Source organism: Methylobacterium sp. NPDC097929 (assembly GCF_049543375.1).
GTDB lineage: Bacteria > Pseudomonadota > Alphaproteobacteria > Rhizobiales > Beijerinckiaceae > Methylobacterium.
Genome location: NZ_JBMVEP010000006.1, coordinates 250,244 through 268,498, shown reverse-complemented (window position 1 = coordinate 268,498; position 18,255 = coordinate 250,244). Strand labels below are relative to the sequence as shown.

Sequence of the window (18,255 nt, the reverse complement as noted above, 5' to 3'; positions counted from 1 at the left end):
GAGGGTGATTCCTCGAAGCAACCGGCCCGCTTCCACGGGGGCCGTGCCCCCCCGGCCGAGGCTCGCGCGAAAAACATGCACGGATCGGTGAATGCGGCCCGCCGGGGTGTTGCAGAACCGCAACGCCCTTCCCACGTTGTCGCCGAGCGGCAGAGGCCGTATCCCTGTACGGCTGCGATCCCTTCAAAAGAGCCCCGATGCGAAACCCCTACGACGTTCTGGGTGTGCCCAAGGGCGCGGGCGAGGCCGAGATCAAGAAGGCCTTCCGCAAGCTCGCCAAGGCCTACCACCCCGACAGCAACAAGGACCCGAAGGCCAAGGAGCGCTTCGCCGAAGCGAACACGGCCTACGAGATCCTCGGCGACAAGGAGAAGCGCGGCCAGTTCGACCGCGGCGAGATCGATGCCGAGGGCAAGCCCCGGGCGACCGGCTTCGAAGGCTTCTCCGGTTTCGGCGGCGGACGCGGCGGTGGCGGCGGCTTCGACTTCGAAGGCTTTACCCGCGCGCGGGGCGGCGGCGGCGCAAGCGGGGCAGGGCCCGGCGGCATCGGCGAGGACTTCATCAGCCACATCTTCGGCGAGGCGTTTCGCGCGGGCGGGGCCGGGCCGGGGGCCGGCCGCGGCGGTCCCGTGCGCGGCGACGACGTGGCGGCCGAACTCAGCGTCTCGCTGGAGCAGGTCGCGGGCGAGGAGAAGATGCGCATCGGCCTGCCGGGCGGACGCGACGTCGACGTGATGATCCCCAAGGGCGTCGTCGACGGCCAGACCATCCGCCTGCGGGGCCTCGGCGGCCCGGGCGGCCCCCGCGGGGAGCCCGGCGACGTGCTGCTCACCATCCGCATCCAGCCCCATCCCGTGTTCAAGCTGGAGGGGGCGGATCTGCGCGCCACCGTCGATCTGCCGCTGGAGGACGCGGTGCTCGGCGGGGCCCTGCGCGTGCCGACGCTCACCGGGGCGGTCGAGATGAAGGTGCCGCCGATGACCAGTTCCGGCCGCACCTTCCGCCTGCGCGGCAAAGGCCTGCCGAAGAAGGACGGCACGTCCGGCGACCTGTTCGCGACGACCGCCATCGTCCTGCCCGCGGGCGAGGATGCGGCGCTGACCGACTATGCCCGCCGCCGCCGCGAGGCGAAGGCCGGCACGGCCTGAGCGCCCGCCGGCGCCTCTCCAGCCGGCTGGCGCAGGGCCCATCTCAAGGCAGACCGGCTTTGAGACGGGCCCCGAGACCGGCCCCCGGCGTCGGCGATCGAGCGTGGCACCCGGCCCGCGAAGAAACCAAGCAGGCTTCCCCCTCCGCCGGCCCTCCGCTAAGGAGGCCCCGGCGCAGGGCCCTCCCCGTTGGAAGGTGCCCGCGCGGCCGAAGCGAAGGTGAGGCATGTCGGATCAGAAGCCGGGCGGGCTGCTCGCGGGCAAGCGCGGGCTGGTGCTGGGGGTGGCCAACAATCGCTCGATCGCCTGGGGCATCGCGCGCAGCGCCGCCGCGCACGGGGCGGAGCTCGCCTTCACCTACCAGGGCGAGGCGCTCAAGAAGCGTGTCGAGCCGCTGGCCAAGGAGCTGAACGCCCGGGTCGTCGGCCATTGCGACGTGACCGATCCGGCCTCGATCGATGCCGTCTTCGCCGCGACCGCCGAAGCCTTCCCCGAGGGGATCGACTTCGTGGTCCACTGCGTCGCCTTCTCCGACAAGGACGAGCTGACCGGCCGCTACCTCGAGACCTCGGAGGCGAACTTCACCAAGTCGCTCCTGATCTCCTGCTACTCCTTCACGGCGGTGGCGCAGCGCGCGGAAAAGATCATGCGCGAGGGCGGCTCGATGCTGACCCTGACCTATTACGGCGCCGAGAAGTGGATGCCCCACTACAACGTGATGGGCGTCGCGAAAGCCGCGCTGGAAGCCTCCGTGCGCTACCTCGCCGCCGATCTCGGCCCGAAGCAGATCCGCGTCAACGCGATCTCGGCCGGTCCGATCAAGACGCTGGCGGCCTCGGGGATCGGCGACTTCCGCTACATCCTCAAGTGGAACGAGTACAACGCGCCGATGCGCCGGACCGTGACCATCGAGGAGGTCGGCGAGACCGCGGCCTACCTGTTCTCCGACATGTCCCGCGGCATGACCGGCGAGATCCTGCACGTGGATGCCGGCTACCACGTCGTCGGCATGAAGAACCCGGACGCGCCCGACATCACCCGCGATCGCGACTAGACCATCGTGCCGGATATCGTATCCGGCACGATGGTCTCGCCTCTTGTTTCGCATCGTCTTTTTTCCGAAAGCCGGTGGCCACCTTTCGGGACGATGCTCTGGGCCTCATCCCGCTTCCCCGAGCCTCCGGCGCCAATCCTCCACCGCTCCGCTCGCGAGGCGACGGGCGGCCAGGGCGCGCCAGGATTCCGAGAGCGGCTCAAGGGCGGCGATGGCCCGCAAAGCCGCCGCATCGAGGCGGTCCACGTAAAAGTGGTGCAGCAGCCGCGCCAGCGGCCAGTCCGGGTGAGGGCGCTCCACGAGGTCCAGAGTGTCGCCCGCCGCCACGGTGCCGGTCTCGATCACCCGGTAGTACCAGCCGGTGCGCCCGCTCGCCTGAACCCGCCGGGCCATGTCCGGCACGCAAAAGCGCAGGTTGAGCTTGAAGCAGGGCTGGCGCGCCTGCGAGACCTGAAGCAGGGCGCTGCCCGCCCGCCACAGGTCGCCGACGCAGATCTCCGCTTCGGTGAGGCCGATCGTCGAAACGTTCTCGCCGAAGGCGCCGGGCCGCTCCAGCAGCTCGGGCAAACCGGGCAGTTCCGCGCGCCAAGCCGCGGCGTGATCGAGGGCGTAGTGGTGCACGGCCTTTTCCGGGCCGCCGTGGAAGCGGCGGTCGGCCTGCGCGTCGCCCGCGAGACCCAGCCGCCCCACCGCGACCGGACCCGCCACCGGCCCCTTGGCGATGGCGCTGGTGGCGCCCCCGTCCCCGAGCGGGGCGACCGGCCCGGTCAGCAGGCTGAGAATCGCGACCCGCATCCCTCAATCCTCCTCGTTCTGCGAAAAATCCCCGGCGAGCCGCAGACCCTCGATCCAGGTCGCGCCCTCGCGCTTGAGCACGACGCGCGGGCGCACGCCGCCATGGGCGGCCACCGCGGCCGCGAGGCGCTCGGAATGGGTCACCAGCCAGACCTGGCTGCGCTGCGCCGCCCGCGCGATCATCCGCGCCAGCGGCTCCATCAGGTCCGGGTGCAGGCTGGTCTCGGGCTCGTTCAGGGCCAGGAAGGGCGGCAGCCGGTAGGCGAGTAGCGCGCCCGCGAGCGCGAGGAAGCGCAGCGTGCCGTCGGAGAGTTCGGAGGCCTCAAACACCCGCTTGGGATATTCCGAGAAGATCAGGCCGAACCGGGCCTCGCGCTCCGGCGGCGGCAGAACGAGGCGGGCGCCGGGGAAGGCGTCGGCGACCGCCGCGTCGAGGTCGGCGGTGTCGCCGCGGATATGGGCCAGCGTGGCGAAGACCGCGGCGAGGTCGGCACCGTCGGAGGACAGGGTCGGCGTCGTCACCGCGAGGCAGGGGCGGCGCAGGGGCGAGCCGGCATCGGTGCGCACGTCGTGGTAGAAGCGCCACGCGCCCATGGCTTGGCGGACGACCTGGATCTCGGGGAAGCGCGCCGCGTCCCGAAGCGAGGCCAGCGCCGTCTCGGTCGGGAGCAGGTCGGTGCCGAACGGGCGCTTGCGGCCCTCCTCGTCGCGCACGAAGCCCGCCGGGCCGTCGCGGTCGAGCACGGTGACCGGCCGCGCGCCCGCCTGCAGGACGAGGCGCTCGGTCTTCACCTGCGGCTCCCGGGCGAAGGCCGCCCCGTAAATCTCCTCGCCCGCCTGCGGCACGAGGCCGACCTCCACCGCGTAGGTGTGGCTCTGGCCGGTGGCGTCGTCGAACAGTTCGGCCCCGAGCCGCACCCGTGCGGGCTCGCCCCGTCGGCGGGTGCCGGCCCAGAGCACCGATTCCATCCCGCCCTCCGCGGCGAGCGCCCGGGTCAGCGCGCCGGCAGACGCCGCCTGGAGCAGGCCGAGGGCGCGGTAGAGGTTGGTCTTGCCGGTGCCGTTGCCGCCGACGAAGACCGAGAGCGGCCCGACCGGAAAGCGGATGTGTTTGAGCGAGCGGTAGCCGGCCGCCTCGATCTCGCGAACGACGGGCATCCAGGTCTCCTCCGCGCAGGTCTCCCACTCGCTTGAGCGAACCCATACCGTCTTCGCGATTTCGGGAAACCCGGTGCGGTTCACCTTCGTCCTAGGGGGGCCTTCCGCGAGCACGATTCAGGCGCTCTTTTCGCGCCGTCAGGCGAGCCGCCTCCGGAGCAGTCTGCGAACGCGGTTCCACTTCCCCTGTTCGAATGTTTCCGACCGGAACCATGCGGCCTGCTCCTCCACGTAAGCGGCATGTTCCGGGTCGTCGGGATACCGCCCCATGAGCGCGTCGGCCAAGCGCTCGATCTCGGATCGGGCGATCAAGCGCGGCCTTATCCAGCCCTCCGCAAGCGTCCAGCCGAGGCCGATCAGAAGAGGCAGGATCGCGAGCCCGTGTGCTGCCCAGAGAACAGCCGTCTCCATCGCGTGCATGCCCGCATTGGTGCTCCGATTATCTGTTTTTAAGATAATCCGAAAAACAGATTAGCGGAAGCCCCTCTCGACATGCGGGGGGGCATTGGCAAAGACACTCGGTACGGCGCGTCAGGCCGCCCTGATCGACCTCCTCGTCAAAAGCCGCGAGGCGGCCGGCATGACGCAGAGCGATCTCGCGGCCCGGCTCGGCGCCTACCAGTCGCTCGTCGCCCGCCTCGAGAGCGGACAGCGCCGCGTCGACGTGGTGGAGTTCATCGCACTGGCGGAGATCCTCGGCTTCGACCCGGCCGCGGCCATCGACGACCTCCGGCGGATCGCCCCGCCTCCGGGGCGTTGAACGGCCCGCTCAATCCGGCACCTTGATCCCCTCCAGCCCCTCGCGCGGCTCGGGAAAGCGCGGGTCCATCGCCTCCAGCGTGTCGGCGATGGTCTTGGCCACCATCACGTTGCGGGCCCATTTGCGGTTGGCCGGCACCACGTGCCAGGGGGCGTAGGGCGTGGAGCAGCGGGTCAGCGCGTCGTCGAAGGCGGTCTGGTAGGCGTCCCAGCTCTTGCGCTCCACGAGGTCGGCGGGGTCGAACTTCCAGTGCTTCTCCGGGTCGGCGAGGCGCGCCTCCAGGCGCTCCTTCTGCTCATCCTTCGAGATGTGCAGGAAGAACTTCAGGATCACCGTGCCCGAGAGCGTCAGCAGCCGCTCGAAGTCGTTGATGAGGCCGTAGCGCTCGCGCCACGTCTCCTCCGGCACCAGGCCCTTCACCCGCACCACCAGCACGTCCTCGTAGTGGCTGCGGTTGAACACGCCGATCAGGCCGCGGCCGGGGGCGTGGGTGTGGTAGCGCCAGAGGAAGTCCTGATCGAGCTCCTGCGCGCTCGGCACCTTGAACGAGGTGACCCGGCAGCCCTGCGGGTTCACCCCCTCCAGCACGTTGCGGATGGTGCCGTCCTTGCCGCCGGTGTCGATCGCCTGGAACACCACGAGCAGGGAGCGGCGGCGCTCGGCGTAGAGCTTTTCCTGAAGCGTCCGGATGCGGTCGCGCTGCGCGGCCAGCAGCGTCTTGGCCTCCGCCTTGTCGAGGCCGCCGCTGGCTTCGGGATCGACGGCGGCGAGGGTGAAGCGCGCGCCCGGCTCGACGGTGACGATGCCCGGCGCGGCCGGCGGCGGGACGGGGTGGAGATGGGGCGACAGGCTCGGCGCGGTACCCGAGCCCGCGATCGCCGCCCGCGCCCATCCGGCGAAGGAGGGGGGATGGTCGCGCCACGCCGCCTGCGACTTTCTTTCCCGCGCTTTCTCCGGTCCCGGGCCGGTGCCGTCCTTGCCGTTCTTGCGCGCCATGCCGAAGATTACCCGCTCAGGAGCCGATCGCGGAACCGTGATGCGCGGCCCCGCAGGAAGGGAAAAGCTTGGAGCCCCAACAGATGCGCCGCCTTCGCCGTTCCCGATCCGGCGCGTCGGGGTTTTCGCGGGGATGCCGCGGAGCCGTCGCGTGAGCGGGGCCCCGACGATCTGGTTCGTGCGCCACGGCCAGACGGACTGGAACGCGGAAGGGCGCCTCCAGGGCCACCGCGACACCGACCTCAACGCCCGCGGCCTCGCCCAGGCCGAGGAGGCCGCCGAGCGCCTGCGCCGCATCGCCGGGGCGGCCCTGCCCACCGCCGACTACGTCGCGAGCCCGCTCACCCGCACCCGCCGCACCATGGAAGCGATCCGCGTCGGCATCGGCCTGCCGGCGGCGGGCTACCGCACCGATCTCCGGCTGCGGGAGATCGGCTTCGGCGCCTGGGAGGGGCGGACCTGGGCCGAGATCCGGCGACGCGATCCCGGGGGCGCCGCCGCGCGCGACCGCGACCGCTGGGGCTACCGGCCCCGCGGCGACACGGCCGAGAGCTACGCCATGGTCGAGACGCGGGTGGAGGAGGCGGTGTCCGAGCTGCGCCGCCCCACGGTGATGGTCGCCCATGGCGGCGTCGCCCGGGCGCTCCTGGTCGTCCTCGGCCATCTCGACATCTACGCCGCCCCGCGCATGGGCATCCGCCAGGGGCAGGTCCTCGTCGTCGAGCCCGGTGGCTGGCGCTGGGCCTGAGCCGAGCACGGCATCCGCCCTGCAAAGCCATCGATCGGAGGCCGTCCGAGGGGCCAAACGACGAGGCCGGCCCCCATCGGGGAGCCGGCCTGCCGTGCGGGAATGGCCCTGGAAGCCGCGGCCGGGCGGACCGGCCGGAGCCTGATCAGTCGTTCTTCACCGTGCCGTCCGGGCCGACCTTGATCTCCTGCTCGCGGTCGGCGAGCGCGACCTTGATCTCGTACTCGACGGCGTTGCCCTCGCGCTCGACCTCGGCCTCGTAGGCCTTGCCGCCCGGCGCCTTCTTCTCGGCGAGCGCGATCGCGTCCTTGAGCGAGACCTTGGCGTTCTGGAAGTCGCTCACCTTCAGGCGGGTGAAGTAGCGCTCGAAGGGCTGGTTCTCGGACTTGTAGACCTCGCCGGTATCGGCGTTGATGCCGTGCTCGACGAGCTTGCCGCTCGGGTACACGACCTTGATCGCGTAATGGGCCGGGTTCTTGCTGTCGGCCTTCTCGAAGTCGGCATCGATCGCCTTGCCGCCCTTCTCCTCGCCCTTGCCCTCGGCGGCGGCGATGGCCTTGGCCAGATCGACCTTGGCCGACTTGGCGAGCTGCCACTCCTTGAGGCTGCTGTCGTCCTTGGTGGCCTGCGTCGCGGTGGGCGCGCGGCCGGTATTCTCGGGGTTCTTGGTCAGGTCGGGATTCTGGGCGGCGGCGAGCCCGGTCGTCAGGGCGAGCAGGCCGGCGGCGGCGGCGAGGCGGAGGGTCATGGCTGACATGGCGGTGTCTCCCGTTTGCGGGTTGTGGTGCGATCCCGAACGATCCGGGGGGCGGCTTGGTTGCGACGCACCAATCGCCGATTTCCCCCAATGCCGGCGGGACCCTGTTCCAGTTCGGCCCTCCCCGGGGCTGAGGTCCGTCGGGCGGGGCGAGGGACCGGGCAGGCGCTTCCGCTTGACATATATCCACATCGCGCATAACTAATTCGCAGATTGGATATTACTCGTTCCGGAGTCGATCCCATGCGCGAGACCGAGACGGAATCCGCGTTTCTGGCGCGCTACGATCCGGCCGACTACGCGCGGCCCGCCCTCGCGGTCGATCTGGTGCTGATCGGGCTGCGGGAGGGACGCCCCGCCGTCCTGCTGCTGCGGCGCGACCGGCACCCCCATGCCGGCCGCCACGCGCTCCCCGGCGGCTTCGTCGGGATCGACGAGGCGCTCGAGGCGGCCGCCGGGCGCGTCCTGCGCGAGAAGGCGGGCGGCGCGCCCGCGCATCTGGAGCAGCTCTACACCTTCGGCGCCGTGGAGCGGGATCCGCGCATGCGGATCGTCACGGTGGCCTATCTCGCCCTGCTGACGGAGGCCGCGTTCGCCGAGGCGCTGGCCGGCGCGCCGGCCCTGCATCCGGCCACGCTCGTGCCGCCCGGGGCGGACGGGCCGGCGACGGCCCTCTCCGCCTCGGGCGAGGCGCTGAGCCTCGCCTTCGACCACGGCGAGATCCTGGCCATGGCCCTGCGGCGGCTGCGGGGAAAGCTCGACTATTCCGAGGTCGGCTTCGCGCTGCTGCCCGAGCTGTTCACCCTGCGCCAGCTCCAGGACGTGCACGAGGCGATCCTCGGCACGCCGCTGAACAAGCCCGCCTTCCGCCGCCGGATGCTCGACCGCGGCTGGCTCGCCCCCACGGGGCGGCACGAGGCGGGCACCTCCTACCGCCCGGCCGAGCTGTACCGCTTTTGCAATCCCGCCCCGCAAGACCCCTCTCGACAAGGAGACTGACATGGCCACGATCCGCCGCTTCGGCGTTCTCTCCCAGCTGCGGAGCGAGGCGAGCCACTACGTCGTCCGCTACCGCAACGGCCGCCCGCGCCAGAGCGGGCGCGGCCTCGTCTTCTGGTTCCGGCCGGAGACGGCGAGCATCAGCGAACTGCCCATGGACGACCGGGAGATGACCCTGTTCGTGCGCGGCCGCAGCCAGGATTTCCAGGCGGTCGCGGTGCAGGGCAGCATCGGCTGGCACGTCGCGGACCCCGAGCGGCTCGCCGCCCGGGTCGATTTCTCGCTGGACCTGCGCACCGGCCGGCTCCAGGGCGAGCCGATTGAGCGGATCGAGGCGCGCATCGCCGGGCTCGCCAACCAGACCGTGCTGCAATTCCTCGGCGGCGCGCCGGTCCGCGCCCTGCTCGATGCCGGGCCGGAGGCGCTGCGCGGGCAGTTGCACGCAGCCCTCGCCGCCGAGCCCTCGCTGGCCGAGATCGGCGTCGCCGTGGTCTCGGTGCGGCTCACCAACCTCGCCCCGTCGAGCGAGCTGGAGCGCGCGCTCCAGACGCCGACCTACGAGGCGCTGCAGCAGAAGGCGGACGAGGCCACCTTCGCCCGCCGGGCGCTCGCCGTGGAGAAGGAGCGGGCGATCGCCGAGAACGAACTCGCGACCAAGACCGAGCTGGCCCGGCGCGAGGCGCTGCTGATCGCCGAGGAGGCCCAGAACGCCCGCAACCGGGCGAAAGGGCGGGCCGAGGCGGAAGGCATCGCGGCGGGCGCGGAGGCCGAGCGCATCCGCGCGGTCGAGGGCGCGCGCGCCGAGGCCGAGCAGGCCCGCATCGCGATCTACCGCGACGTGGCGCCGGGCACCCTGCTCGGGCTGGCCGCCCAGGCGCTGGCGGGCAAGCTCGACACGATCGAGCACGTCACGATCAATCCGGACCTGCTCGCCACCCTGATCGGCGAGGTCCGCCGGTCCGGCGGCATCCCGCTGCGCTAGAGGAAGGGGCCATGGCCGCGATCACCCCCCGGGCGGTCTTCGTCACCCGCGAGACCGACTACGAACTGCTCATCGCCCGGCACGCCACGCGGGGGCAGGCGCGCTTCTTCCTCGAGAGCCGGGGCCAGGGGCTGGCCGAGGTCGAGGCCCGCCACGGGCGCTTCCAGGCCGCGCTGGCGCGGGCGCGGGCCGCGGTGCCGGGGGAGTGGCGCCAGACCCTGGTGCGGCGGGCCGATCTCGACCGCTTCCTGTTCGGCCCCGACGACGTCGTCGTCGCCCTGGGCCAGGACGGGCTGGTCGCCAACGTCGCGAAATATCTGGCCGAGCAGCCGGTGATCGGGGTCAACCCGGCGCCCGACCTCTACGACGGGGTGCTGGCGCGCCACGCCGTCGAGCGTCTGGACCGGCTGCTCCCGGCGAGCGCGGCGGGCGAGGTGGGGATCGAGCGGCGCACCATGGTCCAGGCGGTGCTCGACGGCGGGCAGAGCCTGTTCGCCCTCAACGAGATCTTCGTGGGCCACCGCAGCCACCAATCCGCCCGCTACCGGATCGAGGTGCCGCGGGACGCGTCGGAGACCGAGGCGCAGGAGAATGAGATGGAGGAGCACTCCTCCAGCGGCCTCATCGTCGCCTCCGGCACGGGCGCCACCGGCTGGGCGCGCTCGATCGCCGAGGCGACCCGTCTCGGCCCGTCGCTGGCGCCGCAGGAGCGGGCGGTCGGCTTCTGGGTGCGCGAGCCGTTCCCCAGCGTCGCCACCGCCACCCGGCTGCGGGCCGGCAAGCTGACCGGGGCGCCCCTCGTGGTCACATCGCGGATGAACGAGGGCGGCGTGGTCTTCGCCGACGGCATCGAACAGGATTTTCTGGGGTTCGGCTGGGGGCAGCGGGTGCGGATCGCCCCCGCTTCGCGGGCGCTGCACCTCGTCACGGGCTGACACGGGCTCCGATCGTATGCTTCGGGCCGAGGGGCCTCTCCACCCTCGCGGGGCAAAGCCGAGCGAACCCGAAAGCGGGCCGATGCGCCCGGGCCGGCGCGCGGCGTTTGCGGAGGCACCTTTCCTGGGCACCCATCCCGTGTATGGGACGATTCCGTGGCCGGCTCGGGGGAGGCCGGACCACAATCACCCGTACCGGCCCAATCCCGTCGCAAAACCGCCAAGGGTCTTGCGCATGGGGCGATACCGCGGCGGGGGCCGCGCACGCGTCGCAGGCGCGGCGGGTCTCGACCATCCGGAAATGGGCAGCACGTGGAATCGGCAGCGGAGCATCGGATGAGCGGTCTCGCCGAGGAGAGCCGGACGCGGGCGGACGAGGGGCGGGAGGGCGACCGGGCGGTGCTGCGGGGCGAGGCCCGTCCCGACCTGATCCGCCGGGAGACGCTGGCCGAGCTGTTCCGGGCGAGCGCCGCCGCGCGCCCCGACGCCCCCTGCCTGATCGACGCCGCCGCGCCCGCGCCCGACGGGCGCCGTCCGGTCCTGACCTACGGGCAGGTCGATGCCCGCTCCGACGCCGTCGCCGCCGGGCTTTTCGCCCGCGGCATCGGCCCCGGCGACGTGGTCGGCCTGTGGATGGCCCGCGGCACGGAACTGCTGATCGCGCAGATCGGCATCACGAAATCCGGGGCCGCTTGGCTCCCCTTCGACGCCGAGGCGCCCGCCGACCGGGTCGCGGTCTGCCTGAACGACGCCGAGGCCAAGGCGCTCCTCGTGTCCGAGACGCTGCGGCCCCAGGCGCCGGAGGGCACGCCCGCGCTCACCACGGCCGAGCTGCTGGCGGCGGGGCAGGGGGCCTCCGCGCCCGATCTCGCGGCCGCCGGCCTCGGGCCGGAGCACCCGGCCTACCTGATCTACACCTCGGGCTCGACCGGCGTGCCGAAGGGCATCAGCATCAGCCACGCCAACATCTGCCACTTCCTGCGCGCGGGCAACGCCGTCTACGGCCTCTCCGCCGAGGACGTGGTGTTCCAGGGCGCTTCCGTCGCCTTCGATCTCTCGATGGAGGAGATCTGGGTTCCCTATCTCGTCGGCGCCTGCCTGTTCGTGGCGAGCCCGGCCATGATGGGCGACGTCGAATCCCTGCCCGCGATCATCGCGGAGGCCCGGATCACCGTACTCGACACGGTGCCGACCCTGCTCGCCATGATCCCCGGCGACCTGCCCACCGTCCGCCTCGTGCTGCTCGGCGGCGAGGCCCTGCCCGAGCCGCTGGTGGCGCGCTGGGCGACCGACAAGCGGCGCCTGTTCAACACCTACGGGCCGACGGAAGCCACCGTGGTGGCGACCGCCGCCGAGATGCGGCCGGGCCGGCCCGTCACCATCGGCGGCCCGATCCCGAACTATTCGGTCTACGTCGCCGACGAGGCCCTGAACCTCTTACGCTCCGGCGAGCCCGGCGAGCTGTTGATCGGCGGCCCCGGCGTCGCGGCGGGCTACCTCAAGCGGCCCGAGCTGACGGCGGAAAAGTTCGTCGCCAATCCCTACCCGTCCGACGGGACCGATCCGGTGCTCTACCGCTCGGGCGACGCCGTCTCGATGACGGCCGACGGCGACATCCTCTTCCACGGGCGCATCGACGATCAGGTCAAGATCCGCGGTTTTCGCGTGGAGCTCGGCGAGATCGAGGCCCGCATCCGGGCGGAGGCCGGGATCAACCAGGCGGCGGTGGTGCTGCGCCGCGACGACGAGGTCGATCGCCTCGTGGCCTTCCTCGTGCCCGAGCGCGGCGCCGATCTCGACCGCCCGGCCCTGCGAAAGAATCTCGCGGCGCAGATGCCGCCCTACATGGTGCCCGGCCATTTCGAGACGGTCGAGACCCTGCCCCGGCTCACCTCCGGCAAGGTCGACCGCAAGGCGCTGCGGATCGCGCCGCTGACCGTCGCGGTGGCCCAGGCCGAGCAGGAGGCCCCCGACAACGAGACCGAGGCCGCCCTGCTGGCGGCGGCCAAGCGGGTGTTCGGCGACGGGCCGATCGGCTTCGAGGCCGACTTCTTCTCCGAACTCGGCGGCCACTCGCTGCTCGCCGCCCGCTTCGTCGGCGCGGTGCGCGAGACGCCGGCTCTGGCCGGCATCACCCTTCAGGACGTCTATAACGGCCGCACTCTGCGGGTGATGGCCGAGACTCTGATCGAGCGCACGGGCGGGGCCGGCGCGCAGACCGCGATCCGCGACCTCGGCTTCGAGCCGCCCCCGCTGCTGCGCCGGGTGCTCTGCGGGCTGGCGCAAGGCTTGGCGCTGCCCTTCGTCATCGCGCTGGCCACCGCGCAATGGCTCGGCATCTTCGTCACCTACCTGCTGCTGACCGGCGGCGGCCTCGGCTTCTGGGGCGAACTCGGCGTCCTCTTGCTGGTCTATATCGGCATCAACGCCGTGACCGCGACGATCGCGATCGCCGCCAAGTGGCTGATCCTCGGGCGGACCAAGCCCGGGCGCTACCCGCTCTGGGGCGTCTACTATTACCGCTGGTGGCTGGCGCAGCGCCTGGCGCCGCTCGTGCACATCAAGTGGCTCCAGGGCTCGCCCGTCATCGTCACCTATCTGCGCCTGCTCGGCGCGCGGATCGGCGAGGACGTGCTGATCTCCGACCTCGACGTGGGTGCTGCCGACCTGCTCAGCATCGGCCGCGGCTCGTCCCTCGGCGGACGCCTCGTCATCGCCAACGCGGAGGTCGTCGGCAACGAACTCGTCATCGGTTCCGTGGCCATCGGCGAGGACGTGGCCATCGGCGCCTCCTGCGTGATCGGCCCCGGCGCGGTGATCGAGGATCACGCCGAGATCGCCGATCTCACCACGGTGCCCGCCAGCACGGTCGTCGGCACCGCCGAGGCCTGGGACGGCTCGCCGGGGCGCCGGGTCGGCACCGTCGATTTCTCCGCCCTGCCGGAGCCGGCCACCGCCTCCCCCGCCCGCCGGGCGGCCTTCGGCGCGGTCTACGCCTTCCTGCTCGCGGCGGTGCCGGCGGTCGGCCTGCTGCCGATCTTCCCGGCCTTCTACATCTTCGACCAGATCTCCGACCGGCTCTCGGAACTGACCGACGTCGATTACCACGCCTACCTGCCGCTGCTGACCTGGCCCACCGCCATGCTGATGACGGCGGGCACGGTGCTGCTCATCGCCGCCATCCGCTGGGCGGTGCTGCCGCGGGTCACGCACGGCACCTATTCGATCTGGTCGGGCTTCTACCTGCGCAAATGGCTCGTCGCGCTCGCCTCAGAAGTGACGCTGGAGACGCTCTCCTCGCTGTTCGCCACCGTCTACATGCGGGCCTGGTACCGGCTGATGGGGGCAAGGATGGGCCGGGGCGCCGAGATCTCGACCAATCTCGGCTCCCGCCACGACCTCGTGGCAGTCGGCGCCAACAACTTCGTCGCCGACGAGGTGGTGGTCGGCGAGGAGGAGATCCGCCGCGGCTGGATGCACCTGCACCCGGTCGAGACCGGCGCCCGCGTCTTCGTCGGCAACGACGGCGTGCTGCCGCCGGGCGCCAGGATACCCGACGACGTGCTGATCGGCATCAAGTCGAAGCCGCCGGCCAACGACCGGATGGGACCGGGGGAGACGTGGTTCGGCTCGCCGCCGATCCGCCTGCCGGTGCGCCAGAAGGTCGATCTCGGCTCGGTCGCGCAGACCTTCGAGCCGAGCGTGTGGGCCCGGCTCCGGCGCGGCCTGTTCGAGGCCTTCGCCACCTCGTTCTCGCCGATGCTCTACATCTCGCTCGCCATCTGCGCGATCGACTGGGTGTTCTACCCGGCGATCCTGGCCGAGGATTGGGGCGGGCTGGCGCTGGCCTTCGTGGGCGCGAGCGTGGCCATCGCGCTGATCCAGACGAGCAGCGTCATCGCCCTCAAATGGCTCCTGATGGGGCGCTACCGCCCCGGCATGCGGCCGATGTGGTCGTGGTGGGCCATGCGCACCGAGGCGATCGCCGTCGCTTATTGGGGCCTGGCCGGCAAGGTGCTGCTGGAGCATCTGACCGGCACGCCGTTCCTGCCCTGGGTGCTGCGGCTGTTCGGCGTGCGGGTCGGCCGGGGCACCTGCCTCCTGATGACCGACATCACCGAGTTCGACTGCGTCACGATCGGCGACTACGCCACGATCAACCGTTCGGCGGCGCTCCAGACCCATCTCTACGAGGACCGCATCATGAAGGTCGGGCCCGTCGTGGTCGGGCGCGGCGTCTCGGTCGGGGCCTTCTCCACGGTGCTCTACGACAGCCATGTCGGCGACTACGCCCGGCTGCGCCCGCTCACCATCGTGATGAAGGGCGAGTCGATCCCGGCGCATTCCGAGTGGGAGGGCGCGCCCGCCGTGCCGGTGGTGCACGGGGCAGCGTGACGCCTCCCCCGGGTGGGGCGGGCTCAGGCGGCGAGCGGGCCGTGCGTCTCCGGGTCTGCCAGGGCGCACCGTCCCTTGCCGGCGGCCTTGGCGGTGTAGAGCGCCGCGTCGGCCCGGGCGAGGAGCTCGTCGGGAGCGAGACCGGCCTCGGCGCAGGCGATGCCGATGCTGACGCCCACCCGCACCGTGCCCGCGCCGAGCGCGTAGGGACGCGACACCGCGGCGACGAGGCGCGTGCCGAGTTCCGCGGCGGCCCGCTCGCCGCATCCGGGGATGAGCACCACGAACTCGTCGCCGCCGAGCCGGGCGGCGATGCCGCACTCCGGAACCGTCTCGCCGATCCGCGCCGCCACCGCCTGGAGCAGCAGGTCGCCGGTGGCGTGGCCGCGGGTGTCGTTGACGGCCTTGAAGCCGTCGAGGTCGAGATAGAGCAGCGAGAAGGGCCCTTCACCCCGGCGCTGCAGGTTGCGCGTCAGCGCCTCCATCAAGCCGGCCCGGTTGGACAGCCCCGTCAGCACGTCGCGCATGGCGCGGCGCTCGCTCTCGCGCTCGGCCATGACCGAGGCGAGGTGGAGCCGGTTCATCTCGAACACCTTGGCGATCATGTAGGCGTCGAACACCGGGATGTGGATGAGGAGGATGGAGAGCAGCGGCTGGCCGCTGAAGGCGATCGCGACCAACATCGGCAGGGTGCACAGCAGGATCTGCACGACGAGGAAGCGCGGCGCCCCGGTGTCGCGCATGGTCAGGCCGTTGGCGACGCCCATCAGGGCGACGGCCGCGAGGATCTGCAGCAGCGGGTCGCCCGTCGCGAACACCAGGGCGCTGCCGATGCCGACGACCGCCAGCCAGAGGTGGCCAAGGAAGAAGTAGAGATCGATGGGCGCCCAGCGTTTCCAGCGAGGGTGCCGGCGGACGAGATCGAAGGCTGCCCTCAGGACGAGGATCAGGATGCCGGCGCCGAGCAGCCACAGGAACGGACCATCGGGGTGGCGGAGCGCGGCGATCAGCTGCAGGCTGCCGTCGCCGAGCACGCCGATGGCGCCAGCGGAGAGCGGGACCATGAAGTCCCTGGTCAGACGTGCCTGGATCTCGTCCGGCACGTTCGGCCCAGAAGCCGCCAGCCAACGCACGAGCCTCGTGCGCGGCAGGTCTTCAACATGCATCGGCTCATGCATCGGCTTGGGCGCCATCTCATCGACTCCGCACCCGAGCGGTCTTAGGCCATCAAATGTAAATCAAGCGCAACTTCCCGTCATGGAAGGCGTGGATTGATCGGATCGGTTGACGGGGCGTGATGCGTGCATCGAGGCCGGCCCGCTCCCTCGACGGGCCGACGATGTCGGCGGGATGCCGGCCTGCGCGCCGGGTCTGTGAGCTGGCCTCGCCCACCGCCCGCAGGGGGCGGCGTGGCAGGGCCGCGCCTCAGGCCGCCTCGGTCTTCGCGCCGAGGCGCTTGTCGAGGTAGGTGTCGACGGTCTGGGTCAGCTCGTCGACCTTGCCGTCGAAGAAGTGGTTGGCACCCTCGACCATCTGGTGCTCGATGATGACGCCCTTCTGCGTCTTCACCTTCTCGATCACCGGGATCACCTCGCGGGCCGGCGCCACCCGGTCCTCGGAGCCGTGCACGAACAGGCCGGAGGAGGGGCAGGGCGCCAGGAAGGTGAAGTCGTAGCGGTTGGCCATGGCCGCGATCGAGATGAAGCCCTCGATCTCCGGGCGGCGCATCAGGAGCTGCATCCCGATCCACGAGCCGAACGACACGCCCGCGATCCAGCAGGACTTCGCCTCCGGGTTGACCGACTGCACCCAGTCGAGGGCCGCTGCCGCGTCGGAAAGCTCACCCGAGCCATGATCGAACGCGCCCTGGCTGCGCCCGACCCCGCGGAAATTGAAGCGCAGGGCTGCGAAACCGCGATTGGCGAAGGTGTAGAAAAGATTGTACACGATTTGATTGTTCATCGTGCCCCCGAACTGGGGGTGCGGGTGCAGCACGATCGCGATCGGTGCGCCCTTCTTCTTGGGGGCCTGATAGCGGCCTTCCAGGCGGCCGGCGGGGCCGGAAAAGATGACTTCGGGCATGGTGTCCTCGAGATGATCCGACCCTCACCTCGCGCGCTCTCGCGAAGGCTTGGGGCTTGAGCCGGTCACGGCTTGACTCGTTGCGCGCGCCACCTACAAGCGCTCTTAGAATAATTCTAGGCGATTAGAGCTATTCTAAAATAGTCGTCGAACCTCGACCTGCGGTGTGGAAGCGCGCGTTTCGCGCGGCTTAGCACGGGGGAGGGGGGCGAAATCAAGAAAATCAGGATTCGACAGGACGATACGGAGCGGAACGGCGGGATGGACTCGGCGATGCGCAGTTACCTCGATCACAACGCGACCGCACCGGTGCGTCCGGCGGTCGCGGCGGCGGTCGCGCGCGCGCTCGGACTGCCCGGCAATCCCTCCTCGATCCATTCGGAGGGCCGCGCCGCCCGCCATGCCCTCCAGACGGCGCGGGCGCAGCTCGCCGCCCTCGTCGGCGCGCGCCCCGAGCGGGTCACCTTCACCAGCGGCGGCACGGAAGCCGCCAACGCCGTGCTCTCCGGCGCGCTGCGGAAGGCCGGTCTTCCCGCTCCCACTCGGCTGATGATCTCGGCGACCGAGCATCCTTGCGTCGCCGCGGGCCACCGCTTCGCGGCGGAGGCGGTCGAGATGCTGCCGGTGGACGGAGCCGGCCTGCTGCGGCTCGACGTGCTGGCGGCCCGGCTCGACGCCTGTCGCGGCGAGAGCGTGCTGGTCTCGGTCCATGCGGCCAACAACGAGACCGGGGTGGTGCAGCCGCTCGCCGAGATCGTGCGGCTCGCTCGGGCCCACGGCCGCACCCTCGTCCACAGCGACGCGGTGCAGGCGGTCGGCAAGATCCCGCTCGACATCGCCGCCCTCGGCCTCGATGCCCTGACCCTGTCCGGCCACAAGTTCGCCGCGCCGAAGGGTGTCGGCGCGATCGTGCTGGCCGACGGCGTGAGCCTGGAGGCGGCCTTCCTGCGCGGGGGCGGCCAGGAGGCGCGCCTGCGCGGCGGCACCGAGAACCTTCCGGGGATCGTCGGCATGGGCGAGGCGGCGGACATCGCTCGATCGGCCCTGGAGGCTGAGGCGGTGCGGCTCGCGGGTCTGCGCGATGCGCTCGAAGCGCGGCTGCGGGCGCGTGCGCCGGACATCGTCGTGTTCGGGCAGGGCGCGCCGCGCCTGCCCAACACCCTCAGCTTCGCCCTGCCGGGGCTGGAGGCCGCCACGGCCCTGATCGCCCTCGATCTCGCCGGCCTGTCCGTCTCGTCGGGCTCGGCCTGCGCCTCGGGCAAGGTGGCCCGTTCCCCCGTGCTCGCGGCGATGGGCGTGAGCCCTGCGCTCGCCGCGGGGGCGCTGCGCGTCAGTTTCGGCTGGAATTCGCGCCCGGAAGACCTCGAACGCTTCGCCGCGGGGTTCGAACGGGTCGCGTCGTCCCTATATCAACGGCGAGGGCAGGCAGCCTGAGCGCCGCCCGCC

The 18,255-nt window shown here is 71.5% G+C and carries 16 protein-coding genes; 9 read left to right on the top strand and 7 right to left on the bottom strand.

From position 1 onward, the window contains the following. Positions 1-197: 197 nt before the first annotated feature. Both ACPCJR_RS16675 and fabI read left to right on the top strand, forming a co-directional pair. Positions 198-1,148 carry a DnaJ C-terminal domain-containing protein gene (locus ACPCJR_RS16675; protein WP_391513467.1) on the top strand — a complete coding sequence of 317 codons (951 nt, stop codon included), beginning with the start codon at positions 198-200 and terminating at the stop codon, positions 1,146-1,148. 226 nt (positions 1,149-1,374) lie between these two features. Then, the gene (fabI, locus tag ACPCJR_RS16670; protein ID WP_391513469.1) at positions 1,375-2,202 is read left to right on the top strand and encodes an enoyl-ACP reductase FabI; all 828 of its coding nucleotides are present in this window, start codon (positions 1,375-1,377) and stop codon (positions 2,200-2,202) included. Between the two features lie 105 nt (positions 2,203-2,307). Here fabI and ACPCJR_RS16665 read toward each other — a convergent pair whose 3' ends face one another. From ACPCJR_RS16665 to ACPCJR_RS16655, 3 genes are all read right to left on the bottom strand, one after another. Next, positions 2,308-2,997: an MOSC domain-containing protein gene (locus ACPCJR_RS16665; RefSeq protein ID WP_391513471.1), complete on the bottom strand. Its 690-nt coding sequence runs from the start codon at positions 2,995-2,997 to the stop codon at positions 2,308-2,310. A 3-nt stretch (positions 2,998-3,000) separates the two neighbouring features. Continuing rightward, positions 3,001-4,155 (bottom strand): AAA family ATPase, encoded by a 1,155-nt coding sequence (locus tag ACPCJR_RS16660; RefSeq protein ID WP_391513473.1) that lies wholly within the window; start codon positions 4,153-4,155, stop codon positions 3,001-3,003. Between the two features lie 138 nt (positions 4,156-4,293). Then, positions 4,294-4,575, bottom strand: coding sequence for a hypothetical protein (locus ACPCJR_RS16655; RefSeq protein WP_391513475.1), 282 nt, complete (start codon positions 4,573-4,575; stop codon positions 4,294-4,296). A gap of 85 nt (positions 4,576-4,660) precedes the next feature. On the opposite strand from ACPCJR_RS16655, the gene ACPCJR_RS16650 reads away from it, so the two are divergent. Next, on the top strand, positions 4,661-4,915 hold the full coding sequence (locus ACPCJR_RS16650; RefSeq protein ID WP_391513477.1) for a helix-turn-helix domain-containing protein: 255 nt from the start codon (positions 4,661-4,663) through the stop codon (positions 4,913-4,915). A 9-nt stretch (positions 4,916-4,924) separates the two neighbouring features. On the opposite strand, the gene ACPCJR_RS16645 is transcribed toward ACPCJR_RS16650, so the two are convergent. Further along, positions 4,925-5,911, bottom strand: coding sequence for a polyphosphate kinase 2 family protein (locus tag ACPCJR_RS16645; protein WP_391513479.1), 987 nt, complete (start codon positions 5,909-5,911; stop codon positions 4,925-4,927). A 151-nt stretch (positions 5,912-6,062) separates the two neighbouring features. Here ACPCJR_RS16645 and ACPCJR_RS16640 point away from each other — a divergent pair, with 151 nt between their 5' ends. Beyond that, on the top strand, positions 6,063-6,659 hold the full coding sequence (locus tag ACPCJR_RS16640; protein WP_391513481.1) for a histidine phosphatase family protein: 597 nt from the start codon (positions 6,063-6,065) through the stop codon (positions 6,657-6,659). 145 nt (positions 6,660-6,804) lie between these two features. Here ACPCJR_RS16640 and ACPCJR_RS16635 read toward each other — a convergent pair whose 3' ends face one another. After that, positions 6,805-7,416 carry a PepSY domain-containing protein gene (locus ACPCJR_RS16635; RefSeq protein ID WP_391513483.1) on the bottom strand — a complete coding sequence of 204 codons (612 nt, stop codon included), beginning with the start codon at positions 7,414-7,416 and terminating at the stop codon, positions 6,805-6,807. A 243-nt stretch (positions 7,417-7,659) separates the two neighbouring features. Between ACPCJR_RS16635 and ACPCJR_RS16630 the strand changes: the two genes are divergently transcribed. From ACPCJR_RS16630 to ACPCJR_RS16615, 4 genes are all read left to right on the top strand, one after another. Beyond that, entirely contained in the window at positions 7,660-8,415 is a 756-nt protein-coding gene (locus ACPCJR_RS16630) for an NUDIX hydrolase (RefSeq protein ID WP_391513485.1), read from the top strand. Position 8,416: 1 nt separating this feature from the next. After that, positions 8,417-9,397: an SPFH domain-containing protein gene (locus tag ACPCJR_RS16625; RefSeq protein ID WP_391513487.1), complete on the top strand. Its 981-nt coding sequence runs from the start codon at positions 8,417-8,419 to the stop codon at positions 9,395-9,397. An 11-nt stretch (positions 9,398-9,408) separates the two neighbouring features. After that, entirely contained in the window at positions 9,409-10,332 is a 924-nt protein-coding gene (locus ACPCJR_RS16620) for a hypothetical protein (protein WP_391513489.1), read from the top strand. A gap of 336 nt (positions 10,333-10,668) precedes the next feature. After that, entirely contained in the window at positions 10,669-14,727 is a 4,059-nt protein-coding gene (locus ACPCJR_RS16615; RefSeq protein ID WP_391513491.1) for a Pls/PosA family non-ribosomal peptide synthetase, read from the top strand. 23 nt (positions 14,728-14,750) lie between these two features. Here ACPCJR_RS16615 and ACPCJR_RS16610 read toward each other — a convergent pair whose 3' ends face one another. Beyond that, positions 14,751-15,920: a diguanylate cyclase domain-containing protein gene (locus tag ACPCJR_RS16610; RefSeq protein WP_391513494.1), complete on the bottom strand. Its 1,170-nt coding sequence runs from the start codon at positions 15,918-15,920 to the stop codon at positions 14,751-14,753. Between the two features lie 232 nt (positions 15,921-16,152). Further along, the gene (locus ACPCJR_RS16605; protein ID WP_017484188.1) at positions 16,153-16,809 is read right to left on the bottom strand and encodes an alpha/beta hydrolase; all 657 of its coding nucleotides are present in this window, start codon (positions 16,807-16,809) and stop codon (positions 16,153-16,155) included. A 261-nt stretch (positions 16,810-17,070) separates the two neighbouring features. On the opposite strand from ACPCJR_RS16605, the gene ACPCJR_RS16600 reads away from it, so the two are divergent. Continuing rightward, positions 17,071-18,243: a cysteine desulfurase family protein gene (locus ACPCJR_RS16600; RefSeq protein ID WP_391513496.1), complete on the top strand. Its 1,173-nt coding sequence runs from the start codon at positions 17,071-17,073 to the stop codon at positions 18,241-18,243. The last annotated feature ends 12 nt before the right edge of the window (positions 18,244-18,255 follow it).